Raw genomic sequence first — 20128 nt, 5'->3', positions numbered from 1 at the left:
CCCCGACCCTCCCCACCTGCGCTTAGAGTCACCGCCAGTCACCGCGCCGCCGGGCGCGTCCTACTGCACGGCCCTGTACCAACCCCAGTACGGCCCGGCGTTCCAAAACGGCACCCCTCACTCCGCAGCTTCACGGCACGCTCTCGTCCGAGGGGGCCGCGCCAGGGAAAGGACCCTTCGTGCGAAACCGTTCGTTGCTCATACTCACCACCGCGGTCACCGCGGGAGCCCTCACGCTCACTGCCTGTGGTTCGCGCGACGACAAGGGCGGCGCCGGGAACGGCGGCAGCGGCAACGTCACCGTGACCATCGGCCTCGACGCCCCGCTCACCGGTGAGCTGTCCGCCCTCGGCCTCGGCATCAAGAACTCCGCCGACCTCGCGGTCAAGACGGCCAACAAGAAGGAGTACGTCAAGGGCGTCACCTTCAAGCTGGAGTCCCTCGACGACCAGGCCCAGCCGTCCTCCGGCCAGCAGAACGCCACCAAGCTGGTCGCCGACAAGACCGTCCTCGGCGTGGTCGGCCCGCTGAACTCCGGCGTGGCCGAGTCCATGCAGAAGGTCTTCGACGACGCCAAGCTGGCCCAGGTCTCCCCGGCCAACACCAACCCGGCGCTCAGCCAGGGCATCAACTGGGCCTCCGGCGACAAGAAGCGCGGCTACAAGTCGTACTTCCGCACCGCCACCACGGACGCCATCCAGGGCCCGTTCGCCGCCCAGTACGTCGTCAAGGAGGCCAAGAAGACCAAGGCCTTCATCATCGACGACAAGAAGACCTACGGCGCCGGCCTCGCGGGCACCTTCAAGGGCGAGTTCGAGAAGCTCGGCGGCAAGGTCGTCGGCACCCAGCACGTCGACCCCGAGGCCAAGGACTTCTCCGCGGTCGCCACCCAGGTCAAGAGCTCCGGCGCCGACGTCGTCTACTACGGCGGCGAGTACCCGGCCGCCGGCCCGCTGGCCAAGCAGATCAAGGAGGCCGGCGCCAAGGTCACCGTCGTCGGCGGTGACGCGCTCTTCAGCCCCGAGTACGTCAAGCTCGCGGGTGCCGCCGCGGCCGAGGGCGACTTCGCCACCTCCGTCGGCGCCCCGATCGAGGAGCTCGCCTCCGCCAAGGAGTTCCTGACCAACTACAAGGCCGAGAACTACAAGGAGGCCTTCGAGGCCTACGGCGGCTACTCCTACGACTCGACCTGGGCCATCATCGAGGCCGTCAAGAAGGTCGTGGACGGCAACGGCGGCAAGCTGCCGGACGGTGCCCGCGCCAAGGTCGTCGAGGCCCTCCAGGGCGTCTCCTTCGAGGGCGTGACCGGCAAGGTCGCCTTCGACGAGTTCGGCGACACCACCAACAAGCAGCTGACGGTCTACAAGGTCGAGGGCGGCGCGTTCAAGCCGGTCAAGTCCGACACCTTCGGCGGCTGACCCCACCACCCCACTTCCAGCACCACCTTCACCGCGCGGGGGGCCGCACCAGGCTCCCCGCGCGGTGTCACATCCGTCGAAAGTCTCGGAGGACAATGCGGTGAACGAACTGCCGCAGCAGCTGGTCAACGGCCTGCTACTGGGATCCATGTACGGGCTGGTCGCCGTCGGCTACACGATGGTCTACGGCATCGTCCAGCTCATCAACTTCGCCCATGGCGAGATCTTCATGACCGGCGGCTTCGGGGCGCTCACGGTCTGGCTCATCCTGCCCGGCGGCACCAGCCTCTGGGTCGCCCTGCCCCTCATGATCATCGGCGCCGTCATCGTCGCCACGGCGATAGCCGTCGGAGCGGAACGTTTCGCCTACCGACCGCTCCGCGGAGGCCCCCGACTCGCCCCCCTCATCACGGCGATCGGCCTCTCCCTCGCCCTCCAGCAGGCCGTCTGGGCCTGGTACCCCGAGGCGAAGTCCGCCCGGACCTTCCCGCAGATCCCCGGCGGCCCCATCGAGATCGGCCCGGTCACCATCCAGACCGGCGACGTCTTCCTCGTCATCGCCGCCCCCGTCTGCATGGCCTTCCTCGCCTTCTTCGTCATGCGCACCCGCACCGGACGCGGAATGCAGGCCACGGCCCAGGACCCGGACACCGCCAAGCTCATGGGCATCAACACCGACCGCATCATCGTGGTCGCCTTCGCCCTCGGCGCCGCCTTCGCCGCCGTCGGAGCCGTCGCCTACGGCCTCAAGTACGGCGTCGTCGACTACAAGATGGGCTTCCTCCTCGGCCTCAAGGCGTTCACCGCCGCGGTCCTCGGCGGCATCGGCAACATCTACGGCGCCATGATCGGCGGCGTCGTCCTCGGCGTGGCCGAGACCATGGCCACCGCCTACATCAGCCACATTCCCGGCATGGAACAGCTCGGCGGCCAGTCCTGGGCCAACGTCTGGGCCTTCGTACTCCTCATCGTCGTACTCCTCGCCCGGCCCCAAGGCCTCCTCGGCGAGCGCGTCGCGGACAGGGCGTGAGCACCATGACCACCATCTCCGAGAACCCCACGGCACCCGCGGCCGAACCCGCGACCGCCCCGGCCACCGGCCTCATCGGCTTCGTCCCGGTCCGCATCGCCCGCGCCCTCACCCTCGGCGGCGGCATCCTCACCGTCGCGAGCTGCTTCCTCGCCTGGACCTGGACCGCCACCTTCCCCGGCGACCTCACGTTCTACGGCTCCCCGGCCGGCCTCCAGATGCAGGTCCTGGTCGCCGGACTGCTCACCACCCTCTTCGCCCTCTCCGCCTACGACGTCAAGGGCACCCGCTGGCTCACCCCGGCCGGCGCCGACGGCGCGGTCAAGCTCGCCGCCCTCGCCGCCTTCGCCACCGCCTGGTACACCGTCGCCGCCATCAGCATCCAGCTCGGCGGCCCGGTCAACCTCGAGCCCGGCGGCGCCGTCGTCGCCGTCGCCACCCTGCTCGCCCTGGTCGGCGCCCTCGCGCTGCCCTTCGAGCGGCCCGCGACCCACCCCGCCGACCCCGAGGACAGCGGCTGGGACCAGTTCAAGCACCGCGCGGGCAACGGCTGGACCTCCTTCAAGGCCGCCTTCGCCGCACCCCACGCACCCCGCAAGCTCCCCCCGCTGCCCACCTCCGTCGAGATCCTGATCATCGCCGGCGTCCTCGCCGTCGCCCTCGGCGTCTTCACCTACGGCATCGGCACCGAGTACGACGAGCTGTTCATCGGCTTCCTGATCACGGCCGGCCTCGGCTTCGCCGCGGTCAACAAGTCCGGCCTCATCCAGCAGGCCACCCGGCTCACCGGCAAGCACCAGAACCTGACCATCGCGGGCGCGTTCACCGCGGCGGCGCTGTTCCCCTTCACCCAGACCGACGACCAGTACGCGACGCTCGGCGTCTACATCCTGATCTTCGCCACCGTCGCCCTGGGCCTGAACATCGTCGTCGGCCTCGCCGGCCTCCTCGACCTCGGATACGTCGCCTTCCTCGGCGTCGGCGCCTACGCGGCCGCCCTCGTCTCCGGCGCCCCGACGTCCCCCTTCGGCGTGCACCTCCCCTTCTGGGCCGCCATCCTCGTCGGCGCCGCCGCCTCCCTCGTCTTCGGCGTCCTCATCGGCGCCCCCACCCTGCGACTGCGCGGCGACTACCTCGCCATCGTGACGCTCGGCTTCGGCGAGATCTTCCGCATCGCGGTGATGAACACCGACGGCACCTCCGGCCCCGACATCACCAACGGCTCCAACGGCATCGCCTCCATCCCGAACCTCAACTTCTTCGGGTTCGACTTCGGCGCCGAGCACACCATCGCCGGCTTCACCATCGGCCGCTTCGCGAACTACTTCTTCCTGATGCTGCTGATCATGGCCGTCGTCGTGCTGGTCTTCCGCCGCAGCGGCGACTCCCGCATCGGCCGCGCCTGGGTCGCCATCCGCGAGGACGAGACCGCCGCGCTCGCCATGGGCATCAACGGCTTCCGCGTCAAGCTCATCGCCTTCGCCCTCGGCGCCGCGCTCGCCGGCCTCGCCGGCACCGTGCAGGCCCACGTCACCTACACCGTGACCCCGGAGCAGTACCTCTTCGCCGGTCCCATCCCGCCCAACTCCGCCTTCCTGCTCGCGGCCGTCGTCCTCGGCGGCATGGGCACGATGAGCGGCCCGCTGGTCGGCGCCGCGCTGCTCTTCCTCATCCCGAACAAGCTCCAGTTCATGGGCGAGTACCAGCTCTTCGCCTTCGGCCTCGCGCTCGTACTGATCATGCGCTTCCGCCCGGAGGGCATCATCCCCAACCGGCGCAACCAGCTGGAGTTCCACGAGAAGGACGAGACGCCCGCCACGCTCGCCAAGGCAGGTGCCTGAACCATGACGACCACCACCACCAAGGCCGACGCCACCCCGGAGGCGACCGCCCCCGAGACCGTGCTCGACGCACGCGGCGTCACCATGCGCTTCGGCGGCCTCACCGCCGTCCGCGACGTCGACCTGACCGTCAGGAGCGGCGAGATCGTCGGTCTCATCGGCCCCAACGGCGCCGGCAAGACCACCTTCTTCAACTGCCTCACCGGTCTCTACGTCCCCACCGAGGGCGAGGTCCGCTACAAGGGCCAGGTCCTCCCCCCGAAGTCCTTCAAGGTCACCGCGGCCGGCATCGCCCGCACCTTCCAGAACATCCGTCTCTTCAACAACATGACGGTCCTGGAGAACGTCCTCGTCGGACGCCACACCCGCACCAAGGAAGGCCTCTGGTCCGCCCTCCTCCGCGGCCCCGGCTTCAAGAAGGCCGAAGCGGCCTCCGAGAAGCGCGCCATGGAACTCCTGGAGTTCATCGGCCTCCAGGACAAGGCCCAGCACCTCGCCAAGAACCTCCCCTACGGCGAGCAGCGCAAGCTGGAGATCGCCCGCGCCCTCGCGAGCGACCCCGGCCTCATCCTCCTCGACGAGCCCACCGCCGGCATGAACCCGCAGGAGACCCGGGCCGCCGAGGAACTCATCTTCGCCATCCGGGACATGGGCGTCGCCGTCCTCGTCATCGAGCACGACATGCGCTTCATCTTCAACCTCTGCGACCGGGTCGCCGTACTCGTCCAGGGCCAGAAGCTGATCGAGGGCGACAGCCAGACCGTCCAGAGCGACGAGCGGGTCATCGCCGCGTACCTGGGCGAGCCCATCGAGGCAGACGCGCCGGCCGACACCCCGGCCGACGACACCCCGGCCGACGACGCCCCGGAGGCCGAGGCGCCGGCGGCAGCCGATGCCCCGGAAGAGGACACCGCTCCGGAGGAGACCGCCGAGAAGCCCTCGGAGGACACCCCGCACGACCCTGCTTCGGGCAAGGAGAACGACGCATGACCGCACTGCTCGAAGTCGAGGACCTGCGCGTCGCCTACGGAAAGATCGAGGCCGTCAAGGGCATCTCCTTCTCCGTCGAGGCCGGTGAGGTCGTCACCCTCATCGGCACCAACGGCGCCGGCAAGACCACCACCCTGCGGACCCTCTCCGGCCTCCTCAAGCCGGTCGGCGGCCAGATCAAGTTCGAGGGCAAGTCCCTCCGCAAGATCCCCGCCCACAAGATCGTCTCGCTGGGCCTCGCCCACTCCCCCGAGGGACGCCACATCTTCCCCCGGATGTCGATCGAGGAGAACCTCCTCCTCGGCGCCTTCCTCCGCAAGGACGGCCCCGGCATCGCCAAGGACGTCCAGCGCGCCTACGACCTCTTCCCCATCCTGGGCGAACGTCGCAAGCAGGCCGCCGGCACGCTCTCCGGCGGCGAGCAGCAGATGCTCGCCATGGGCCGCGCCCTGATGTCCCAGCCCAAGCTGCTCATGCTCGACGAGCCCTCCATGGGCCTCTCCCCGATCATGATGCAGAAGATCATGGCCACGATCGCCGAGCTGAAGGCCCAGGGCACCACCATCCTGCTCGTCGAGCAGAACGCCCAGGCCGCGCTCGCCCTCGCGGACCACGGCCACGTCATGGAGATCGGCAAGGTCGTGCTCTCGGGCACCGGCCAGCACCTGCTCCACGACGAGTCCGTCCGCAAGGCGTACCTCGGCGAGGACTGACCCTCCCCGCCCGCACCGAGACGGAAGGCCCGCCCCACAGTGCCGTGGGGCGGGCCTTCTCCTTCGCCTTGTGCGTACGCGTACGGGCCGGAGCTACTGCTCCTTGTTCTTGGCCGCCTTCTTCTCCTCGGCGTCCTCGATGACCGCCTCCGCGACCTGCTGCATCGACATGCGGCGGTCCATCGACGTCTTCTGGATCCAGCGGAACGCGGCGGGCTCCGTCAGGCCGTACTGGGTCTGCAGGACCGACTTCGCCCGGTCCACCAGCTTCCGGGTCTCCAGGCGCTGGGAGAGGTCGGCGACCTCCTTCTCCAGGGCCCGCAGCTCGGCGAACCGGGAGACGGCCATCTCGATGGCCGGCACCACGTCGCTCTTGCTGAAGGGCTTCACCAGGTACGCCATGGCACCGGCGTCCCGGGCCCGCTCGACCAGCTCGCGCTGCGAGAAGGCGGTGAGCATGAGGACGGGGGCGATGGACTCGCCGGCGATCTTCTCGGCGGCGGAGATGCCGTCGAGGACGGGCATCTTCACGTCGAGGATGACGAGGTCGGGGCGGTGCTCACGGGCGAGCTCGACGGCCTTGGCACCGTCCCCGGCCTCGCCGACGACCGTGTAGCCCTCTTCCTCGAGCATCTCTTTGAGGTCGAGGCGGATCAGGGCCTCGTCCTCGGCGATGACGACACGGGTCGTCAGCGGCGGGACGTGCGGCGCCTCGGCGGGCTGGGGCGACTCGGGGGCGGTCACGGGGGCTCCTCGTTGCAGGGCAGGTACTGCTACATGAGCCTACCTAGGTCCTGTATGTTTGAGGCACAGCAGGTTGCCAATGACCTTCGTTTCGAAGGATGCCCCGGTAGCCCAGCGGAAGAGGCAGTGGTCTCAAACACCATACAGCGTGGGTTCGAATCCCACCCGGGGCACTTCCCCTTCGATTCCAAGGACTCCAAGGGTGCTGTTGATCTTCACTCGTCACAGTGAACATCCCTTCGACTCCGGCCACGCGGATTGCGGCTCGACAAAGCTGCCGCCATGGAACAGCACAATCCTTCGATCCGCGAAGAAGCACTCGCACTCCTCCGCCGGGGCCTGAGCAACCGGGCGGTCGCCGAACGCCTCAACGTGCCGCGAGGCACGGTCGGTTGGTGGCTGTCCGAGGACCGCCGGAAGCGCGGCGTACCGTTCGAGCGCCCCACGGACTGCCCCATGTGCACCCACCGCGCGTTCGACGCACCGGCGTACGCCTACCTTCTGGGGCTCTACCTCGGTGACGGCCACATCACGTCGAGGGCCAAGCAACACCACCTGTCGATCTTCTGCACCACCTCGTGGCCGGCGTTGATCGACGCCGCCGAAGCGGCGATGCGCAAGGTGATGCCCCTGCCGACCGTCCGGCGAAGGTCCAGGCAGGGGTGCACCGAGGTGAAGTCGTACACCAAGCACTGGGCGTGCATGTTTCCCCAGCACGGCCCCGGCAAGAAGCACGAACGCACGATCGCCCTGGAGCCCTGGCAGCAGGAGATCGTCGACGCGCACCCCTGGGAGTTCATCCGCGGACTGGTCCACTCGGACGGCTGCCGGACCATGAACTGGACCACCCGCCTCGTCAACGGGCAGCGCAAGCGGTACGAGTACCCCCGCTACTTCTTCACCAACGTCTCGGGCGACATCCGGCGACTGTACACCGACACGCTCGACGGGCTGGGCGTCGAGTGGACGCACTGCGCCCGGGGCGGGAAGCCCTACAACGTCTCCGTCGCCCGCAAGGACTCCGTCGCGCTCATGGACCTTCACGTGGGGCCCAAGTCCTGAGCCCCGTGCGGCGTGCCGGTTACGTCAGGGGGTCGCCGATGTGGTGGACGCGGACCAGGTTGGTGGAGCCGGCGACGCCCGGCGGGGAGCCGGCGGTGATGACGACGATGTCGCCCTTGGCGCAGCGGCCGATGCGGAGGAGTTCCTCGTCGACCTGGGCGACCATGGCGTCGGTGGAGTCGACGTGGGGGCCGAGGAAGGTTTCGACGCCCCAGGTGAGGTTGAGCTGGGAGCGGGTGGCGGGGTCGGGGGTGAAGGCGAGGAGGGGGATCGGGGAGCGGTAGCGGGAGAGGCGTTTGACGGTGTCGCCGGACTGGGTGAAGGCGACGAGGAACTTGGCGCCGAGGAAGTCGCCCATTTCGGCGGCGGCGCGGGCGACGGCGCCGCCCTGGGTGCGGGGCTTGTTGCGTTCGGTGAGCGGGGGGAGGCCCTTGGCGAGGACGTCCTCTTCGGCGGCTTCGACGATGCGGCTCATGGTGCGGACGGTTTCGACGGGGAAGCGGCCGACGCTGGTCTCGCCGGAGAGCATGACGGCGTCGGTGCCGTCGATGACGGCGTTGGCGACGTCGGAGGCCTCGGCGCGGGTGGGCCGGGAGTTGTCGATCATGGAGTCGAGCATCTGGGTGGCGACGATGACCGGTTTGGCGTTGCGCTTGGCGAGTTTGATGGCGCGCTTCTGGACGATCGGGACCTGTTCCAGGGGCATTTCGACGCCGAGGTCGCCGCGGGCGACCATGATGCCGTCGAAGGCGGCGACGATCTCTTCGATGTTGTCGACGGCCTGGGGCTTCTCGACCTTGGCGATGACGGGGAGGCGGCGGCCTTCCTCGTCCATGACGCGGTGGACGTCCTCGATGTCGCGGGCGCTGCGGACGAAGGAGAGGGCGATGACGTCGGCGCCGGTGCGCAGGGCCCAGCGGAGGTCTTCGATGTCCTTGTCGGAGAGGGCGGGGACGGAGACGGCGACGCCGGGGAGGTTGAGGCCCTTGTGGTCGGAGACCATGCCGCCCTCGATGACGCGGGTGCGGACGCGGGGGCCGTCGACGGCGGTGACTTCGAGGGTGACGCGGCCGTCGTCGACGAGGATGCGTTCGCCGGTGGTGACGTCGTCGGCGAGGCCGGGGTAGGTGGTGCCGCAGGTGTGGCGGTCGCCTTCGACGTGTTCGACGGTGATGGTGAATTCGTCGCCGCGTTCAAGGAGTACGGGGCCTTCGCTGAAGCGGCCGAGGCGGATCTTCGGGCCTTGAAGGTCGGCGAGGACGCCGACGCTGCGGCCGGTCTCGTCGGAGGCTTTGCGGACGCGCTGGTAGCGCTCCTCGTGCTCGGCGTAGGTGCCGTGGCTGAGGTTGAGGCGGGCGACGTCCATTCCGGCCTCGATCAATGCCTTGATCTGGTCGTATGTTTCGGTGGCGGGCCCAAGGGTACAAACGATTTTCGCTCGGCGCATGGGACGAGCCTAGGGCTTACCGGTCGGTAGTGAATCCGCCTGTCATGACTACCCAACGTCCTTTCCGTGAAAGGTTGTTGACAAGACTTGAATCTGTGCGGCGGGGTGCTCCGATGAGCGTTTTTCGGCTCTTTTCCGGCGGCCCGACGCCGTCCGCACATCGAACACTTTTCCACTCCGTAACCCGCGGGGCCTGTTGCGGACGGGTCTCCTGGGCCAGAATCTACGCGCGTTGTGCACCTGAGCGACGCCACTGGACCAAGGAGAAGCACATGCCGTTGAACCGCCGGACGTTCCTGGAGGGCTCCGTCGCCGTCGGAGCCGGGGCCGCCCTCACCGCCGGGGCCGTCGCCCCCGCCGAGGCCCACGGACCCGGGCACGGACACGGACACCGCCCGAAGCCGGCCGAGCGGTACTCCTTCACCGTCATGGGGACGACCGACCTGCACGGCAACGTCTTCAACTGGGACTACTTCACGGACAAGGAGTTCGACGACAAGGCGCACAACGACGTCGGCCTCGCCAAGATCTCCACCCTCGTGGACCGGGTGCGCAAGGAGAAGGGGCGGCGCAACACCCTCCTCATCGACGCCGGCGACACCATCCAGGGCACCCAGCTGTCGTACTACTACGCCAAGGTCGACCCGATCACCGCGCGGCGCGGTCCGGTGCACCCGATGGCGCAGGCGATGAACGCCATCGGCTACGACGCCGCCGCCCTCGGCAACCACGAGTTCAACTACGGCATCCCGGTGCTGCGGAAGTTCGAGGAGCAGTGCGACTTCCCGCTGCTCGGTGCCAACGCGCTCGACGCGAAGACGCTGCGGCCGGCGTTCGCCCCGTACAGCATCCACCGGCTGCGGACGCCGCGTGGCCGGGAGGTGAAGGTGGCCGTGCTCGGTCTGACCAACCCGGGCATCGCGATCTGGGACAAGGCGAACGTCAGCGGGAAGATGGTCTTCCCCGGCCTGGAGGAGCAGGCCGCGAAGTGGGTGCCGAAGCTGCGCTCGATGGGCGCGGACGTGGTGGTCGTCTCGGCGCACTCCGGTTCCAGCGGCACGTCCTCGTACGGCGACCAGCTGCCGTACGTCGAGAACGCGGCCGGGCTGGTGGCCGAGCAGGTGCCGGGGATCGACGCGATCCTCGTGGGGCACGCGCACACCGAGATCCCCGAGTACCGGGTCGCGAACAAGGAGACCGGCAAGGAGGTCGTGCTGTCCGAGCCGCTGAAGTGGGGCCAGCGGCTCACCCTGTTCGACTTCGACCTGGTGCGGGAGCGGGGCCGCTGGACCGTGGAGAGGGTCGGTGCGCAGGTCCTGAACTCCAACACGGTGGAGGAGGACCGGAAGATCGTGCGGCTGCTCTCGGACGAGCACCGGAAGGTCGTCGCGTACGTCAACCAGGTCATCGGCACCTCGACGGCGGCGATGACGACGGCGGACGCGCCGTGGCGGGACGAGCCGATCATCGACCTGATCAACGCGGTGCAGGCGGAGACGGTGGAGGCGGCGCTGGCGGGCGGCGCGTACGCGGGTCTGCCGGTGCTCTCGCAGGCCTCCTGCTTCTCCCGTACGGCCCGGATCCCGGCCGGTCAGGTCACCATCAAGGACGCGGCGGGGCTGTACCCGTTCGAGAACACGCTCGAGGCGCGGCTGCTCACGGGCGCGCAGTTGAGGGACTACCTGGAGTTCTCGGCGCGGTACTACGTGCGGACCCCGGCGGGCGCGCCAGTGGACACGGCGAAGCTGACGAACGCGGACGGCACGCCGGACTACAACTACGACGCGGTGTCGGGTCTGACGTACGAGGTCGACATCGCGAAGGAGGCCGGGTCGCGGATCGTGAACCTGGCCTTCGAGGGGAAGCCGGTCGATCCGGCGGCGAAGTTCGTCCTGGCGGTGAACAACTACCGGGCGAGCGGTGGCGGCGCGTTCCCGCACGTGGCGAACGCGCCGCAGTTGTGGGCGAATTCGGACGAGATCCGCAACACGATCATCCAGTGGGTGCGGGCGAAGGGGACGGTCGACCCGGGGCAGTTCGCGTCGGTGGACTGGAGGCTGACCCGGGACGGCGTGCCGGTGTTCTGATCGGTGCGTCAGTGCTGGACGAGGGGCGTCAGCTTCCGGCCCTGGGCCGGGATGCCGGGCGCCTCTCGTGCTTCCAGGCCGAAGCTGGTGAAGGCGGTGCGGCGCGGGAGGGGGTAGGGCTCCTTGCCGGTGATCGCGTTGAGGATGGTGGCGCTGCGCCAGGCGGCGAGGCCGAGGTCGGGGGCGCCGACGCCGTGGGTGTGGCGTTCGGCGTTCTGGACGTGGACGGCGCCGGTGACGGAGGGGTCGAGGACGAGGCGGTAGTGCTCGTCGATCCGGGGGCGTCCGGCGGAGTCGTGGCGGACGTAGGGGTCGAGGCCGGTGAGCAGGCGGTCGAGGGGGCGTTCGCGGTAGCCGGTGGCGAGGACGACGGCGTCGGTGGTGAGGCGGGTGCGGGCGGACTGCTGGACGTGTTCCAGGTGGAGTTCGACGCGGGTGGTGGCGACGCGTCCGGCGGTGCGGACGCGGACGCCGGGGGTGAGGACGGCGTCGGGCCAGCCGCCGTGGAGGGTGCGGCGGTAGAGCTCGTCGTGGATGGCGGTGATGGTGGCGTCGTCGATGCCCTTGTGGAGCTGCCACTGGCGGGGGACGAGGCCGTCGCGGACCTGTTCGGGCAGGGCGTGGAAGTAGCGGGTGTAGTCGGGGGTGAAGTGTTCCAGGCCGAGCTTGGAGTACTCCATGGGGGCGAAGGCCTCGGTGCGGGTGAGCCAGTGGATGCCCTCGGCTCCGGCGGGGCGGGCGCGCAGCAGGTCGAGGAAGATCTCGGCGCCGGACTGGCCGGAGCCGATGACGGTGACGTGTCCGGCGGCGAGGAGGGTCTCGCGGTGGGTGAGGTAGTCGGCGGAGTGGACGACGGGGACGCCGGGGGCGTCGGCGAGGGGCCGGAGGGGTTCGGGGACGTACGGCTCGGTGCCGACGCCGAGGACGACGTTGCGGGTGTAGGAGCGGCCGAGGGCTTCGGCTTCGCCGTCGGGGTCGATCTGGGTGTAGTCGACTTCGAAGAGGCGGCGTTCGGGGTTCCAGCGGACGGAGTCGACCTGGTGGCCGAAGTGGAGGCCGGGGAGGCGTTCGCTGGCCCAGCGGCAGTAGGCGTCGTACTCGGCGCGCTGGATGTGGAACTTCTCGGCGAAGTAGAAGGGGAAGAGGCGTTCGCGGCTCTTCAGGTAGCTGAGGAAGGACCAGGGGCTGGCGGGGTCGGCGAGGGTGACGAGGTCGGCGAGGAAGGGGACTTGGAGGGTGGCGCCGTCGATGAGGAGTCCGGGGTGCCAGTGGAAGGCGGGGCGCTGTTCGTAGAAGGCGGTGGAGAGGCCGCCGGGGACGCCGTGGGCGAGGGCGGCGAGGGAGAGGTTGAAGGGGCCGATGCCGATGCCGACGAGGTCGTGGGGTCGGTCGGTGTCCTGTTCGGGGGTGCTGGCGGTCATCGGTGCGCGCTGCCTTCCACGAGGGTGATGAGCTGGTCCAGGTCGCCGGGGGTGGCGTGGGGGTTGAGGAGGGTGGCCTTGAGCCAGAGGCGGCCGTCGGCGCGGGCCCGGCCGAGGACCGCCCGGCCTCCGGTGAGGAGGGTGCGGCGGATCGTGGCGACGGTGGTGTCGTCGGCGCCGTGGGGGCGGAAGAGGACGGTGGTGAGGACGGGCCGGGCGCGCAGGTCGAGGCCGGGGGTCTTCTCGATGCGGTCGGCGAGGTCCTGGGCGAGGTCCATGCAGGTGTCGACGAGGGCGCCGAGTCCGGTGCGGCCGAGGGCGCGGAGGGTGACGGCGGCCTTGAGGACGTCGGGGCGGCGGGTGGTGCGCGGGGAGCGGCCGAGGAGGTCGGGGAGGCCGGCGTCGGTGTCGTCGTCGGCGTTGAGGTAGTCGGCGGTGTGGGCGAGGGCGGCGAGGTCGGTGGTGTCGCGGACGGCGAGGAGTCCGGCGGCGGCGGGCTGCCAGCCGAGTTTGTGCAGGTCGACGGTGACGGTGCGGGCGCGGTCGAGGCCGTCGAGGAGCCGGCGGTGGGTGCGGCTGAAGAGGAGGGGGCCGCCGTAGGCGGCGTCGACGTGGAGGTCGGCGCCGTGGGCGGCGCAGACGTCGGCGAGGACGGGCAGGGGGTCGACGAGGCCTTCGTCGGTGGTGCCGGCGGTGGCGGCGACGAGGAGCGGGCCGGGGGTGGCGGTCAGGGCTGCGTGCAGGGCTCGGGGTTCGAGGGTGCCGTGCGGGGTGGGGACGACGACGGGGGCGGGGAGGCCGAGGAGCCAGGCGGCGCGCCGGAAGGAGTGGTGGGCGTTGGCGCCGACGACGGTGCGGACGGGGTCTTTCCCGGTGTGGCGTTCTCTGGCGAGGAGGAGGGCGAGTTGGTTGGACTCGGTGCCGCCGGTGGTGACGAGGGCGTCGGGGTGGGGGGCGTGGGGGTGGATCTCGGCGGCGAGGGCGGTGGTGACGAGGGTTTCGAGGGCGGAGGCGGCGGGGGCCTGGTCCCAGGAGTCCATGGAGGGGTTGAGCGCGGAGGCGGCCAGGTCGGCGGCGGCGGCGAGGGCGAGGGGCGGGGTGTGGAGGTGGGCGGCGCAGAGCGGGTCGGCGGGGTCGGCGGCGCCGGCGGCGAGGGTGTGGACGAGGGTGCGGAGGGCTTCGTCGGGGCCGGTGCCGGTCTCGGGGAGTACGGCTCCGAGTGCCGCCGTGCGGCGTGCCACGGCCTCGGGTCCTCCGGCGGGGAGGGGGCCGCCGCGTTCCTCGGCGCCGGTGCGCAGGGCGTCGAGGACGGCGCCCAGGAGGGGCCGCAGGGCGTCGGCGCCGGGGGCGCCTCCGGCGAGGGGTGGGGGTGCGGCACGCATGGACGACAGGGTGCCGGGGGGTGCGGGGGTTTGTCCGGAGAGTGCGGGGGCGTGACCCGAACGGGGGACACGGGGTGGTGTTTCGGGGGCGGTCGGTGCGGGGACCGGGGGTCCCCGCACCGCGTCCGGCTCAGCCTTCCCTGACCTTCAGGGCCCGGCGGAGGTCGTCGAGCTGGTCGACGAGCTTGCGGTGGAGGGCGGGGATCATGGGGGTGTCGGCCAGGTGGTGTTCGCCGAGGGCGAGGGAGTCGGCGTCGACCGCGTGGGCGGGGAAGGCGTGGCGTCCGGCGGCTTCGGCCATGGCGGGGCCGCGCCGGTCGGCGAGGGCGACGGCCGCCTCGTAGAAGCGGGGGACGTATTCCCGTACGAGGTCGGCCTGTTCGGGCTGCCAGAAGCCCTGGGCGGTGGCGGTGAAGAGGTAGTTGGAGAGGTCGTCGGAGTCGAAGAGGGCGGACCAGGCGGCCGCCTTGGCCTCGGGGGTCGGGAGGGCGGCGCGGCAGCGGGCGGCGCCTTCCCGGCCGGTGGCGCTGGGGTCGCGTTCCAGTTCGGCGGCGATGGCGGGCTCGTCGGTGGCGCCGAGGACGGCGAGGCGGGCGAGGATGCGCCAGCGGAGTTCGGGGTCGAGTTCGGGGCCGCCGTGGACGGTGCCCTCGTCGAGCCAGGAGGCGATCTTGTCGGGGGTGGTGGCGCTGTCGACGAAGGCGCGGACGGCGGTGAGGCGCAGTCCGGGGGCTTCGCCGTCCTCGGTGCGGCGGAGCAGGGCGCGGGCGATCCCGCTGATCGTGGCGAGGGCGGCGGGGCGTTCGTCGGCGGAGACGTAGTGGTCGGCGATCTGGTGGCGGGCGAAGGCCAGGACGCCCTGGACGAGGGCGAGTTCGGTCTCTTCGGTGAGGTGGGCTCCGGCGACGGCGAGGTATTCGACGGGGGCGAGGTCGCCGTCGCGGACCATGTCGCGCAGGGCGTTCCAGACGACGGCGCGGGTGAGCGGGTCGGGGATGCGGGAGAGGCCGTTGAGGGCGGATTCGGCGGAGGTCTCGTCGAAGCGGAGCTTGGTGTAGGTGAGGTCGCCGTCGTTGAGGACGACGAGGGCGGGGCGGGGGCCGGTGAGTTCGGCGGGGGCGTCCTGGGGGACGTCGAGTGCGCGGTGTTCGCGCAGGACGAGGTCGCCGGAGGGGTCGCGGTCGTAGAGGCCGGCGGAGATGCGGTGGGGGCGGGCGCCGTCGCGGTCGACGGTGAGCTTCCAGTGGAGGCCTTCGCCGTCGAGGCGGGGGGCGAGGGTGTCGACGCCGGTGGTGCGGAGCCACTGTTCGGCCCAGCCGTGGACGTCGCGGTCGGTGGCGGCGGCGAGGTTGTCGATGAAGTCGGCGAGGGTGGCGTTGCCGAACCTGTGCCGCTTGAAGTGGATGTTGATGCCGGCGAGGAAGTCCTCCTCGCCGAGCCAGGCGACGAGCTGGCGGAGGGCGGAGGCGCCCTTGGCGTAGGAGATGCCGTCGAAGTTGAGGAGGGCGGAGGCGGTGTCGGGGACGGCCTCGGGGTCGGGGGCGACGGGGTGGGTGGAGGGCCGCTGGTCGGCTTCGTATCCCCAGGCCTTGCGGGTGACGCCGAAGTCGACCCAGGTGTCGGGGAAGAGGTCGGAGCAGGCCTCGTTGACGGTCTGGTAGCCCATGTACTCGGCGAACGACTCGTTCAGCCAGATGTCGTCCCACCAGCGGAGGGTGACGAGGTCGCCGAACCACATGTGGGCCATCTCGTGGGCGATGACCATGGCGCGGGTCTGGCGCTCGGTGACGGTGACGGCGGAGCGGAAGACGAACTCGTCGCGGAAGGTGACGAGGCCGGGGTTCTCCATGGCGCCGGCGTTGAACTCGGGGACGAAGGCCTGGTCGTAGGAGTCGAAGGGGTAGGGCTCGTCGAACTTCTCGTGGTAGCGGTCGTAGCAGGCCCTGGTGACGGCGAGGATCTCGTCGGCGTCGGCGTCGAGGTGGGCGGCGAGGGAGCGGCGGCAGTGGATGCCGAAGGGCAGGCCGGCGTGTTCGGTGCGGATCGAGTGCCAGGGGCCGGCGGCGACGCAGACGAAGTAGGTGGAGAGCAGCGGGGTGGGGGCGGCCTTCCAGGTGCCGTCGGGCTGCCGTTCGGTGATGCCGTTGGCGAGGACGGTCCAGCCGTCGGGGGCGGTGACGGCGACCTCGAAGACGGCCTTGAGGTCGGGCTGGTCGAAGGCGGCGAAGACGCGCTGGACGTCCTCCATGAAGAGCTGGGTGTAGACGTAGGACTCGCCGTCGCTGGGGTCCGTGAAGCGGTGCATCCCCTCGCCGGTGCGGGAGTAGCGCATGGTGGTGGTGACGCGCAGCTCGTGCTCGCCCTCGGTGAGGCTCAGGGGGAGCCGGTTGCCGTCGAGGGCGGCGGGGTCGAGGGGCTCTCCGTCGAGGGTGGCGGAGTGCAGGGTGACGGGCTTGAGCTCGACGAAGGTGTCCCCGGCGGCGCGGGCGGTGAATCGGACGGTGCTGGTGGACTCGAAGGTCTCTGCGCCGGTGGTGAGGTCGATGTCCACCAGGTAGCGGTGGACGTCGAGGAGCTGGGCACGGGTCTGCGCTTCGTCGCGCGTCAGTACGGACATGGGCCCTATGCTGCCCGATGCCCGGGGCCGTCGGCAGGGGTGCGGGGAGAACCTTGCCGGGGCGTGACCTGCTGGGGCTCTCCTCCGGCGCGTTCCGTCAGCGCGTTCTGTCAGCCCGTTCTGTCAGCGCGTTCCGTCCGCGATCGTCTCGTGGTGGCGGATGACCTCGGCGATGATGAAGTTCAGGAGCTTCTCCGCGAAGGCCGGGTCCAGTTTCGCGCTCTCGGCGAGTTCCCGCAGGCGGGCGATCTGGCGGGCCTCGCGGGCGGGGTCGGCGGGCGGGAGCTGGTGCTCGGCCTTGAGGACGCCGACCTGCTGGGTGCACTTGAAGCGCTCGGCGAGCATGTGGACGACCGCGGCGTCGATGTTGTCGATGCTGTCGCGCAGCCGGGTCAGCTCGGCGCGGACGGCCGCGTCGGCGGCCTGGGTTTCTTCGGTGGCCGGGTTCGGGGTGGAATCGCTCATGACCTGCGAGCTTAGACGGAGCGCGGGGGGATCGTCGGCGGGTGTTCGGGATCCGGGACGCGGTTGCTCCAGCCGCCGGGCACGGACCGCCCCTGCTGTTCGCGGAAGCGGATCGGGGCGGTGCCGACCCGGCGGGTGAAGAGCCGGGAGAAGTAGGCGGGGTCGTCGTAGCCGACGCGCCGGGCGACGGCGGAGACCGGCAGCTCGGTGGCGGCGAGGAGTTCCTTGGCGCGGCCGAGGCGGACGGTGAGCAGGTAGTCCTTGGGGCTGCACCCGGCGGCGCGGCGGACGGCGGTGCGCAGTTCGGCGGGGGTCATGCCGTGGCGGGCGGCGTGTTCGGCGACGGAGAGCGGCTGGAAGGCGTCGCGGGCGAGGGCGGCGAGGACGGGGTCGCCGTCGGCGTTGGTGTCGGCGCGGGCCCGGCGCAGGGCGACGAGCAGTTCGTGGACGGCGGCGCCGGTCTCGACCTCCAGGAGGGGGTTGCCGGGCCGGGCGGCGCGGGCGATCCGGGCGATGGCGGCGCGGGCGGGGGCGGCGTCGGAGAGGGGGACGACGGGCCGGTCCGGTTCGATGTAGCCGAGTTCGGTGTACGTGGCGGCGGCGGGTCCGGAGAAGTCGACGAAGGCCTCGTCCCAGCCGGTGCCGGGGTCGGCGCCGTAGTGGTGGGGGGTGCCGGGGGTGAGCCAGATCAGGGCGGGGGCGGTGACGGCGGTGCGCCGCCCGTCGGCGCCCCGGTACCAGCCGGCTCCGGCGGAGACGACGACGGCCACGTGGTGGTCGAGGGTGCGGGGCCCGACGGTGGGCAGGGTGCCGTGCTGGAGTCCGACGCCGAGGCAGACGAGGCCGAGGCGGTGGTGGACGGGGCTGGGCGTGAAGTAGCGCATCCAGGTGTGGTACATGCCGGTGGTGCCCCTTCCCCGGGGCCTCGTGCGGGCGGGCCCGGGGCCTGTCCGACCCCGATCCGCCGGACGGGCCCTAACGTCCAAACTGCGACGATCTTTGTCCATGGACGGGTTCCCCGCCAGGGGGTGAGGTGGTGCCCATGAGCACGTTCGCTGTGGGTGACGAGGACTTCCTGCTCGACGGGCGGCCGGTGCGGCTGCTGTCGGGGGCACTGCACTACTTCCGGGTGCACGAGGGCCACTGGGAGCACCGGCTGGGGATGCTGCGGGCGATGGGCCTGGACTGCGTCGAGACGTATGTCCCGTGGAACCTGTACGAGCCGGAGCCCGGCCGGTACGGGGACGTGGCGGCGCTCGGCCGGTTCCTGGACGCGGTGGGGCGGGCGGGGATGCGGGCGATCGTGCGCCCGGGGCCGTACATCTGCGCCGAGTGGGAGAACGGCGGGCTTCCGCACTGGCTGACCGGGCCGCTCGGGCGGCGGGTGCGGACCCGGGACCCGGAGTTCCTGGCGCCGGTGGAGGCCTGGTTCCGGCGGCTGCTGCCGCAGGTGGTGGAGCGGCAGGTGGACCGGGGCGGTCCGGTGGTCCTGGTGCAGGTGGAGAACGAGTACGGGAGCTACGGCAGCGACGGGGTGTACCTGGAGTGGCTGGCGGGGCTGCTGCGGGAGTGCGGGGTGGTCGTGCCGCTGTTCACCTCGGACGGCCCGGAGGACCACATGCTGACGGGCGGGTCGGTGCCGGGGGTGCTGGCGACGGCGAACTTCGGCTCGGGGGCGCGGGAGGGGTTCGCGACGCTGCGGCGGCACCGGGCGTCGGGGCCGCTGATGTGCATGGAGTTCTGGTGCGGCTGGTTCGACCACTGGGGCACGGAGCACGCGGTGCGGGACGCGGCGGACGCGGCGGCGGCGCTGCGGGAGGTCCTGGAGTGCGGAGCCTCGGTCAACGTGTACATGGCGCACGGCGGGACGAACTTCGGGGGCTGGGCGGGGGCGAACCGGGACGGGGAGCTGCACGACGGTCCGCTGCGGCCGACGGTGACCTCGTACGACTACGACGCGCCGGTGGACGAGGCGGGGCGGCCGACGGAGAAGTTCTGGCGCTTCCGCGAGGTCCTCGCGGAGTACGCGGAGGGGCCGCTGCCGGAGGTGCCGGAGCCCCCGGCCCGGCTCGCGGCGCCGGTGCGGGCCGGTTTCGGGGGGTGGGCGGCGCTGGACGCGGTCCTGGAGGTGCTCGGCGACGAGGAGGTGGTGGCGGGGGTGCCGCCGACCTTCGAGGAGCTGGGGGTGGACCGGGGCCTGGTCCGCTACCGGCTGGCGGTGCCGGGGCCCCGGCAGCCGTACCCGCTGGGGGTGACGGGGCTGCGGGACCGGGCGGTGGCGTACGTGGACGGGGTCCTCGCGGGGGTCCTGGACACGGGGGCCGGGGAGGACGTGGTCCTCGCTGAGCCGGTGGCGGGTCCGGCGGTGGTGGACCTGTGGGTGGAGTCCCTGGGCCGGGTCAACTACGGGCCGCGCCTGGCGGAGCCGAAGGGGATCACCGGGGGCGTACGGCACGAGCGGCAGTACCTGCACGGGGTACGGGCGCGGGCGCTGCGGCTGGACGCGTTCGGGGCGGCGGCGGTCGGGAAGGTGCCGTTCGAGGAGGTCGGCGCCGGGGAAGCCGGTTCCGGGGAGGCCGGCGCTGGGGAGGCCGGTTCCGGGCCGGGGCTCCTGCGCGGGACGCTCGACGTGGCGGGCGCGGGGGACGCGGTGCTGCGGCTGCCGGGGGCGACCCGGGGCTTCGTGTGGGTGAACGGCTTCTGCCTGGGCCGCTACTGGTCGGCGGGCCCGCAGGAGGCGCTGTTCGTGCCGGGTCCCGTGCTGCGGGAGGGGGCGAACGAGGTGTGGGTGCTTGAGCTGGAGGGGGACGCGGGGACCGGGGTCGAGCTCGACGTCCTGTGACCGCACACCGAATAAGACGAGCGAGCGGGGCGCGTGCACACCGGGCCGGCCCACACCGGCCCGGTGTAC

At 71.2% G+C, this 20128-nt stretch carries 15 protein-coding genes and 1 tRNA gene; 9 read left to right on the top strand and 7 right to left on the bottom strand.

Annotation, left to right across the window (positions count from 1 at the left end; genetic code table 11):
• The first annotated feature begins 179 nt into the window (after positions 1–179).
• The 5 genes from ACIQVI_RS11870 (at position 180) to ACIQVI_RS11850 (ending at position 5992) form a co-directional block, all read left to right on the top strand.
• Positions 180–1418, top strand: a complete 1239-nt coding sequence (locus ACIQVI_RS11870) for a branched-chain amino acid ABC transporter substrate-binding protein (protein ID WP_121830280.1) — start codon at positions 180–182, stop codon at positions 1416–1418.
• 100 nt (positions 1419–1518) lie between these two features.
• Positions 1519–2448 (top strand): branched-chain amino acid ABC transporter permease, encoded by a 930-nt coding sequence (locus ACIQVI_RS11865; RefSeq protein ID WP_121830279.1) that lies wholly within the window; start codon positions 1519–1521, stop codon positions 2446–2448.
• 5 nt (positions 2449–2453) lie between these two features.
• On the top strand, positions 2454–4289 hold the full coding sequence (locus ACIQVI_RS11860; RefSeq protein ID WP_351973827.1) for an ABC transporter permease subunit: 1836 nt from the start codon (positions 2454–2456) through the stop codon (positions 4287–4289).
• 3 nt (positions 4290–4292) lie between these two features.
• Positions 4293–5279, top strand: a complete 987-nt coding sequence (locus ACIQVI_RS11855; protein ID WP_403594136.1) for an ABC transporter ATP-binding protein — start codon at positions 4293–4295, stop codon at positions 5277–5279.
• Positions 5276–5992, top strand: coding sequence for an ABC transporter ATP-binding protein (locus tag ACIQVI_RS11850; protein ID WP_121830277.1), 717 nt, complete (start codon positions 5276–5278; stop codon positions 5990–5992). The genes ACIQVI_RS11855 and ACIQVI_RS11850 overlap by 4 nt, the downstream gene beginning before the upstream one ends.
• Before the next feature lie 93 nt (positions 5993–6085).
• Here ACIQVI_RS11850 and ACIQVI_RS11845 read toward each other — a convergent pair whose 3' ends face one another.
• Positions 6086–6736, bottom strand: coding sequence for a response regulator (locus ACIQVI_RS11845; RefSeq protein WP_351973571.1), 651 nt, complete (start codon positions 6734–6736; stop codon positions 6086–6088).
• A gap of 100 nt (positions 6737–6836) precedes the next feature.
• Here ACIQVI_RS11845 and ACIQVI_RS11840 point away from each other — a divergent pair.
• Both ACIQVI_RS11840 and ACIQVI_RS11835 read left to right on the top strand, forming a co-directional pair.
• Positions 6837–6909, top strand: a tRNA-Leu gene (locus tag ACIQVI_RS11840).
• A gap of 109 nt (positions 6910–7018) precedes the next feature.
• Positions 7019–7798, top strand: a complete 780-nt coding sequence (locus ACIQVI_RS11835) for a helix-turn-helix domain-containing protein (protein WP_403594132.1) — start codon at positions 7019–7021, stop codon at positions 7796–7798.
• A gap of 19 nt (positions 7799–7817) precedes the next feature.
• Here ACIQVI_RS11835 and pyk read toward each other — a convergent pair whose 3' ends face one another.
• Positions 7818–9245: a pyruvate kinase gene (gene pyk, locus ACIQVI_RS11830; RefSeq protein WP_403594129.1), complete on the bottom strand. Its 1428-nt coding sequence runs from the start codon at positions 9243–9245 to the stop codon at positions 7818–7820.
• Positions 9246–9517: 272 nt separating this feature from the next.
• Between pyk and ACIQVI_RS11825 the strand changes: the two genes are divergently transcribed.
• Positions 9518–11332 carry a 5'-nucleotidase C-terminal domain-containing protein gene (locus ACIQVI_RS11825; protein ID WP_351973574.1) on the top strand — a complete coding sequence of 605 codons (1815 nt, stop codon included), beginning with the start codon at positions 9518–9520 and terminating at the stop codon, positions 11330–11332.
• An 8-nt stretch (positions 11333–11340) separates the two neighbouring features.
• Here the strand turns inward: ACIQVI_RS11825 and ACIQVI_RS11820 are convergent, their stop codons facing one another.
• From ACIQVI_RS11820 to ACIQVI_RS11800, 5 genes are all read right to left on the bottom strand, one after another.
• Positions 11341–12753 (bottom strand): lysine N(6)-hydroxylase/L-ornithine N(5)-oxygenase family protein, encoded by a 1413-nt coding sequence (locus tag ACIQVI_RS11820; protein WP_403594125.1) that lies wholly within the window; start codon positions 12751–12753, stop codon positions 11341–11343.
• Positions 12750–14135 carry a pyridoxal phosphate-dependent decarboxylase family protein gene (locus ACIQVI_RS11815; RefSeq protein ID WP_403594122.1) on the bottom strand — a complete coding sequence of 462 codons (1386 nt, stop codon included), beginning with the start codon at positions 14133–14135 and terminating at the stop codon, positions 12750–12752. Before ACIQVI_RS11815 ends, ACIQVI_RS11820 begins: the two co-directional genes overlap by 4 nt.
• A 130-nt stretch (positions 14136–14265) precedes the next feature.
• Positions 14266–16752, bottom strand: a complete 2487-nt coding sequence (gene pepN, locus ACIQVI_RS11810; protein WP_403594118.1) for an aminopeptidase N — start codon at positions 16750–16752, stop codon at positions 14266–14268.
• A 123-nt stretch (positions 16753–16875) separates the two neighbouring features.
• Positions 16876–17217 (bottom strand): chorismate mutase, encoded by a 342-nt coding sequence (locus ACIQVI_RS11805; RefSeq protein WP_403594115.1) that lies wholly within the window; start codon positions 17215–17217, stop codon positions 16876–16878.
• A gap of 11 nt (positions 17218–17228) precedes the next feature.
• Positions 17229–18116 (bottom strand): AraC family transcriptional regulator, encoded by an 888-nt coding sequence (locus tag ACIQVI_RS11800; protein WP_351973280.1) that lies wholly within the window; start codon positions 18114–18116, stop codon positions 17229–17231.
• Positions 18117–18259: 143 nt separating this feature from the next.
• Here ACIQVI_RS11800 and ACIQVI_RS11795 point away from each other — a divergent pair, with 143 nt between their 5' ends.
• Positions 18260–20059 carry a beta-galactosidase family protein gene (locus ACIQVI_RS11795; RefSeq protein WP_403594112.1) on the top strand — a complete coding sequence of 600 codons (1800 nt, stop codon included), beginning with the start codon at positions 18260–18262 and terminating at the stop codon, positions 20057–20059.
• Positions 20060–20128: the final 69 nt, after the last annotated feature.

Origin of the sequence: Streptomyces sp. NPDC098101, from assembly GCF_044760185.1 — a bacterium.
GTDB lineage: Bacteria > Actinomycetota > Actinomycetes > Streptomycetales > Streptomycetaceae > Streptomyces.
The sequence above is the reverse complement of the archived record's forward strand: the minus strand, read 5'-3'. Positions and strand labels throughout refer to the sequence as shown.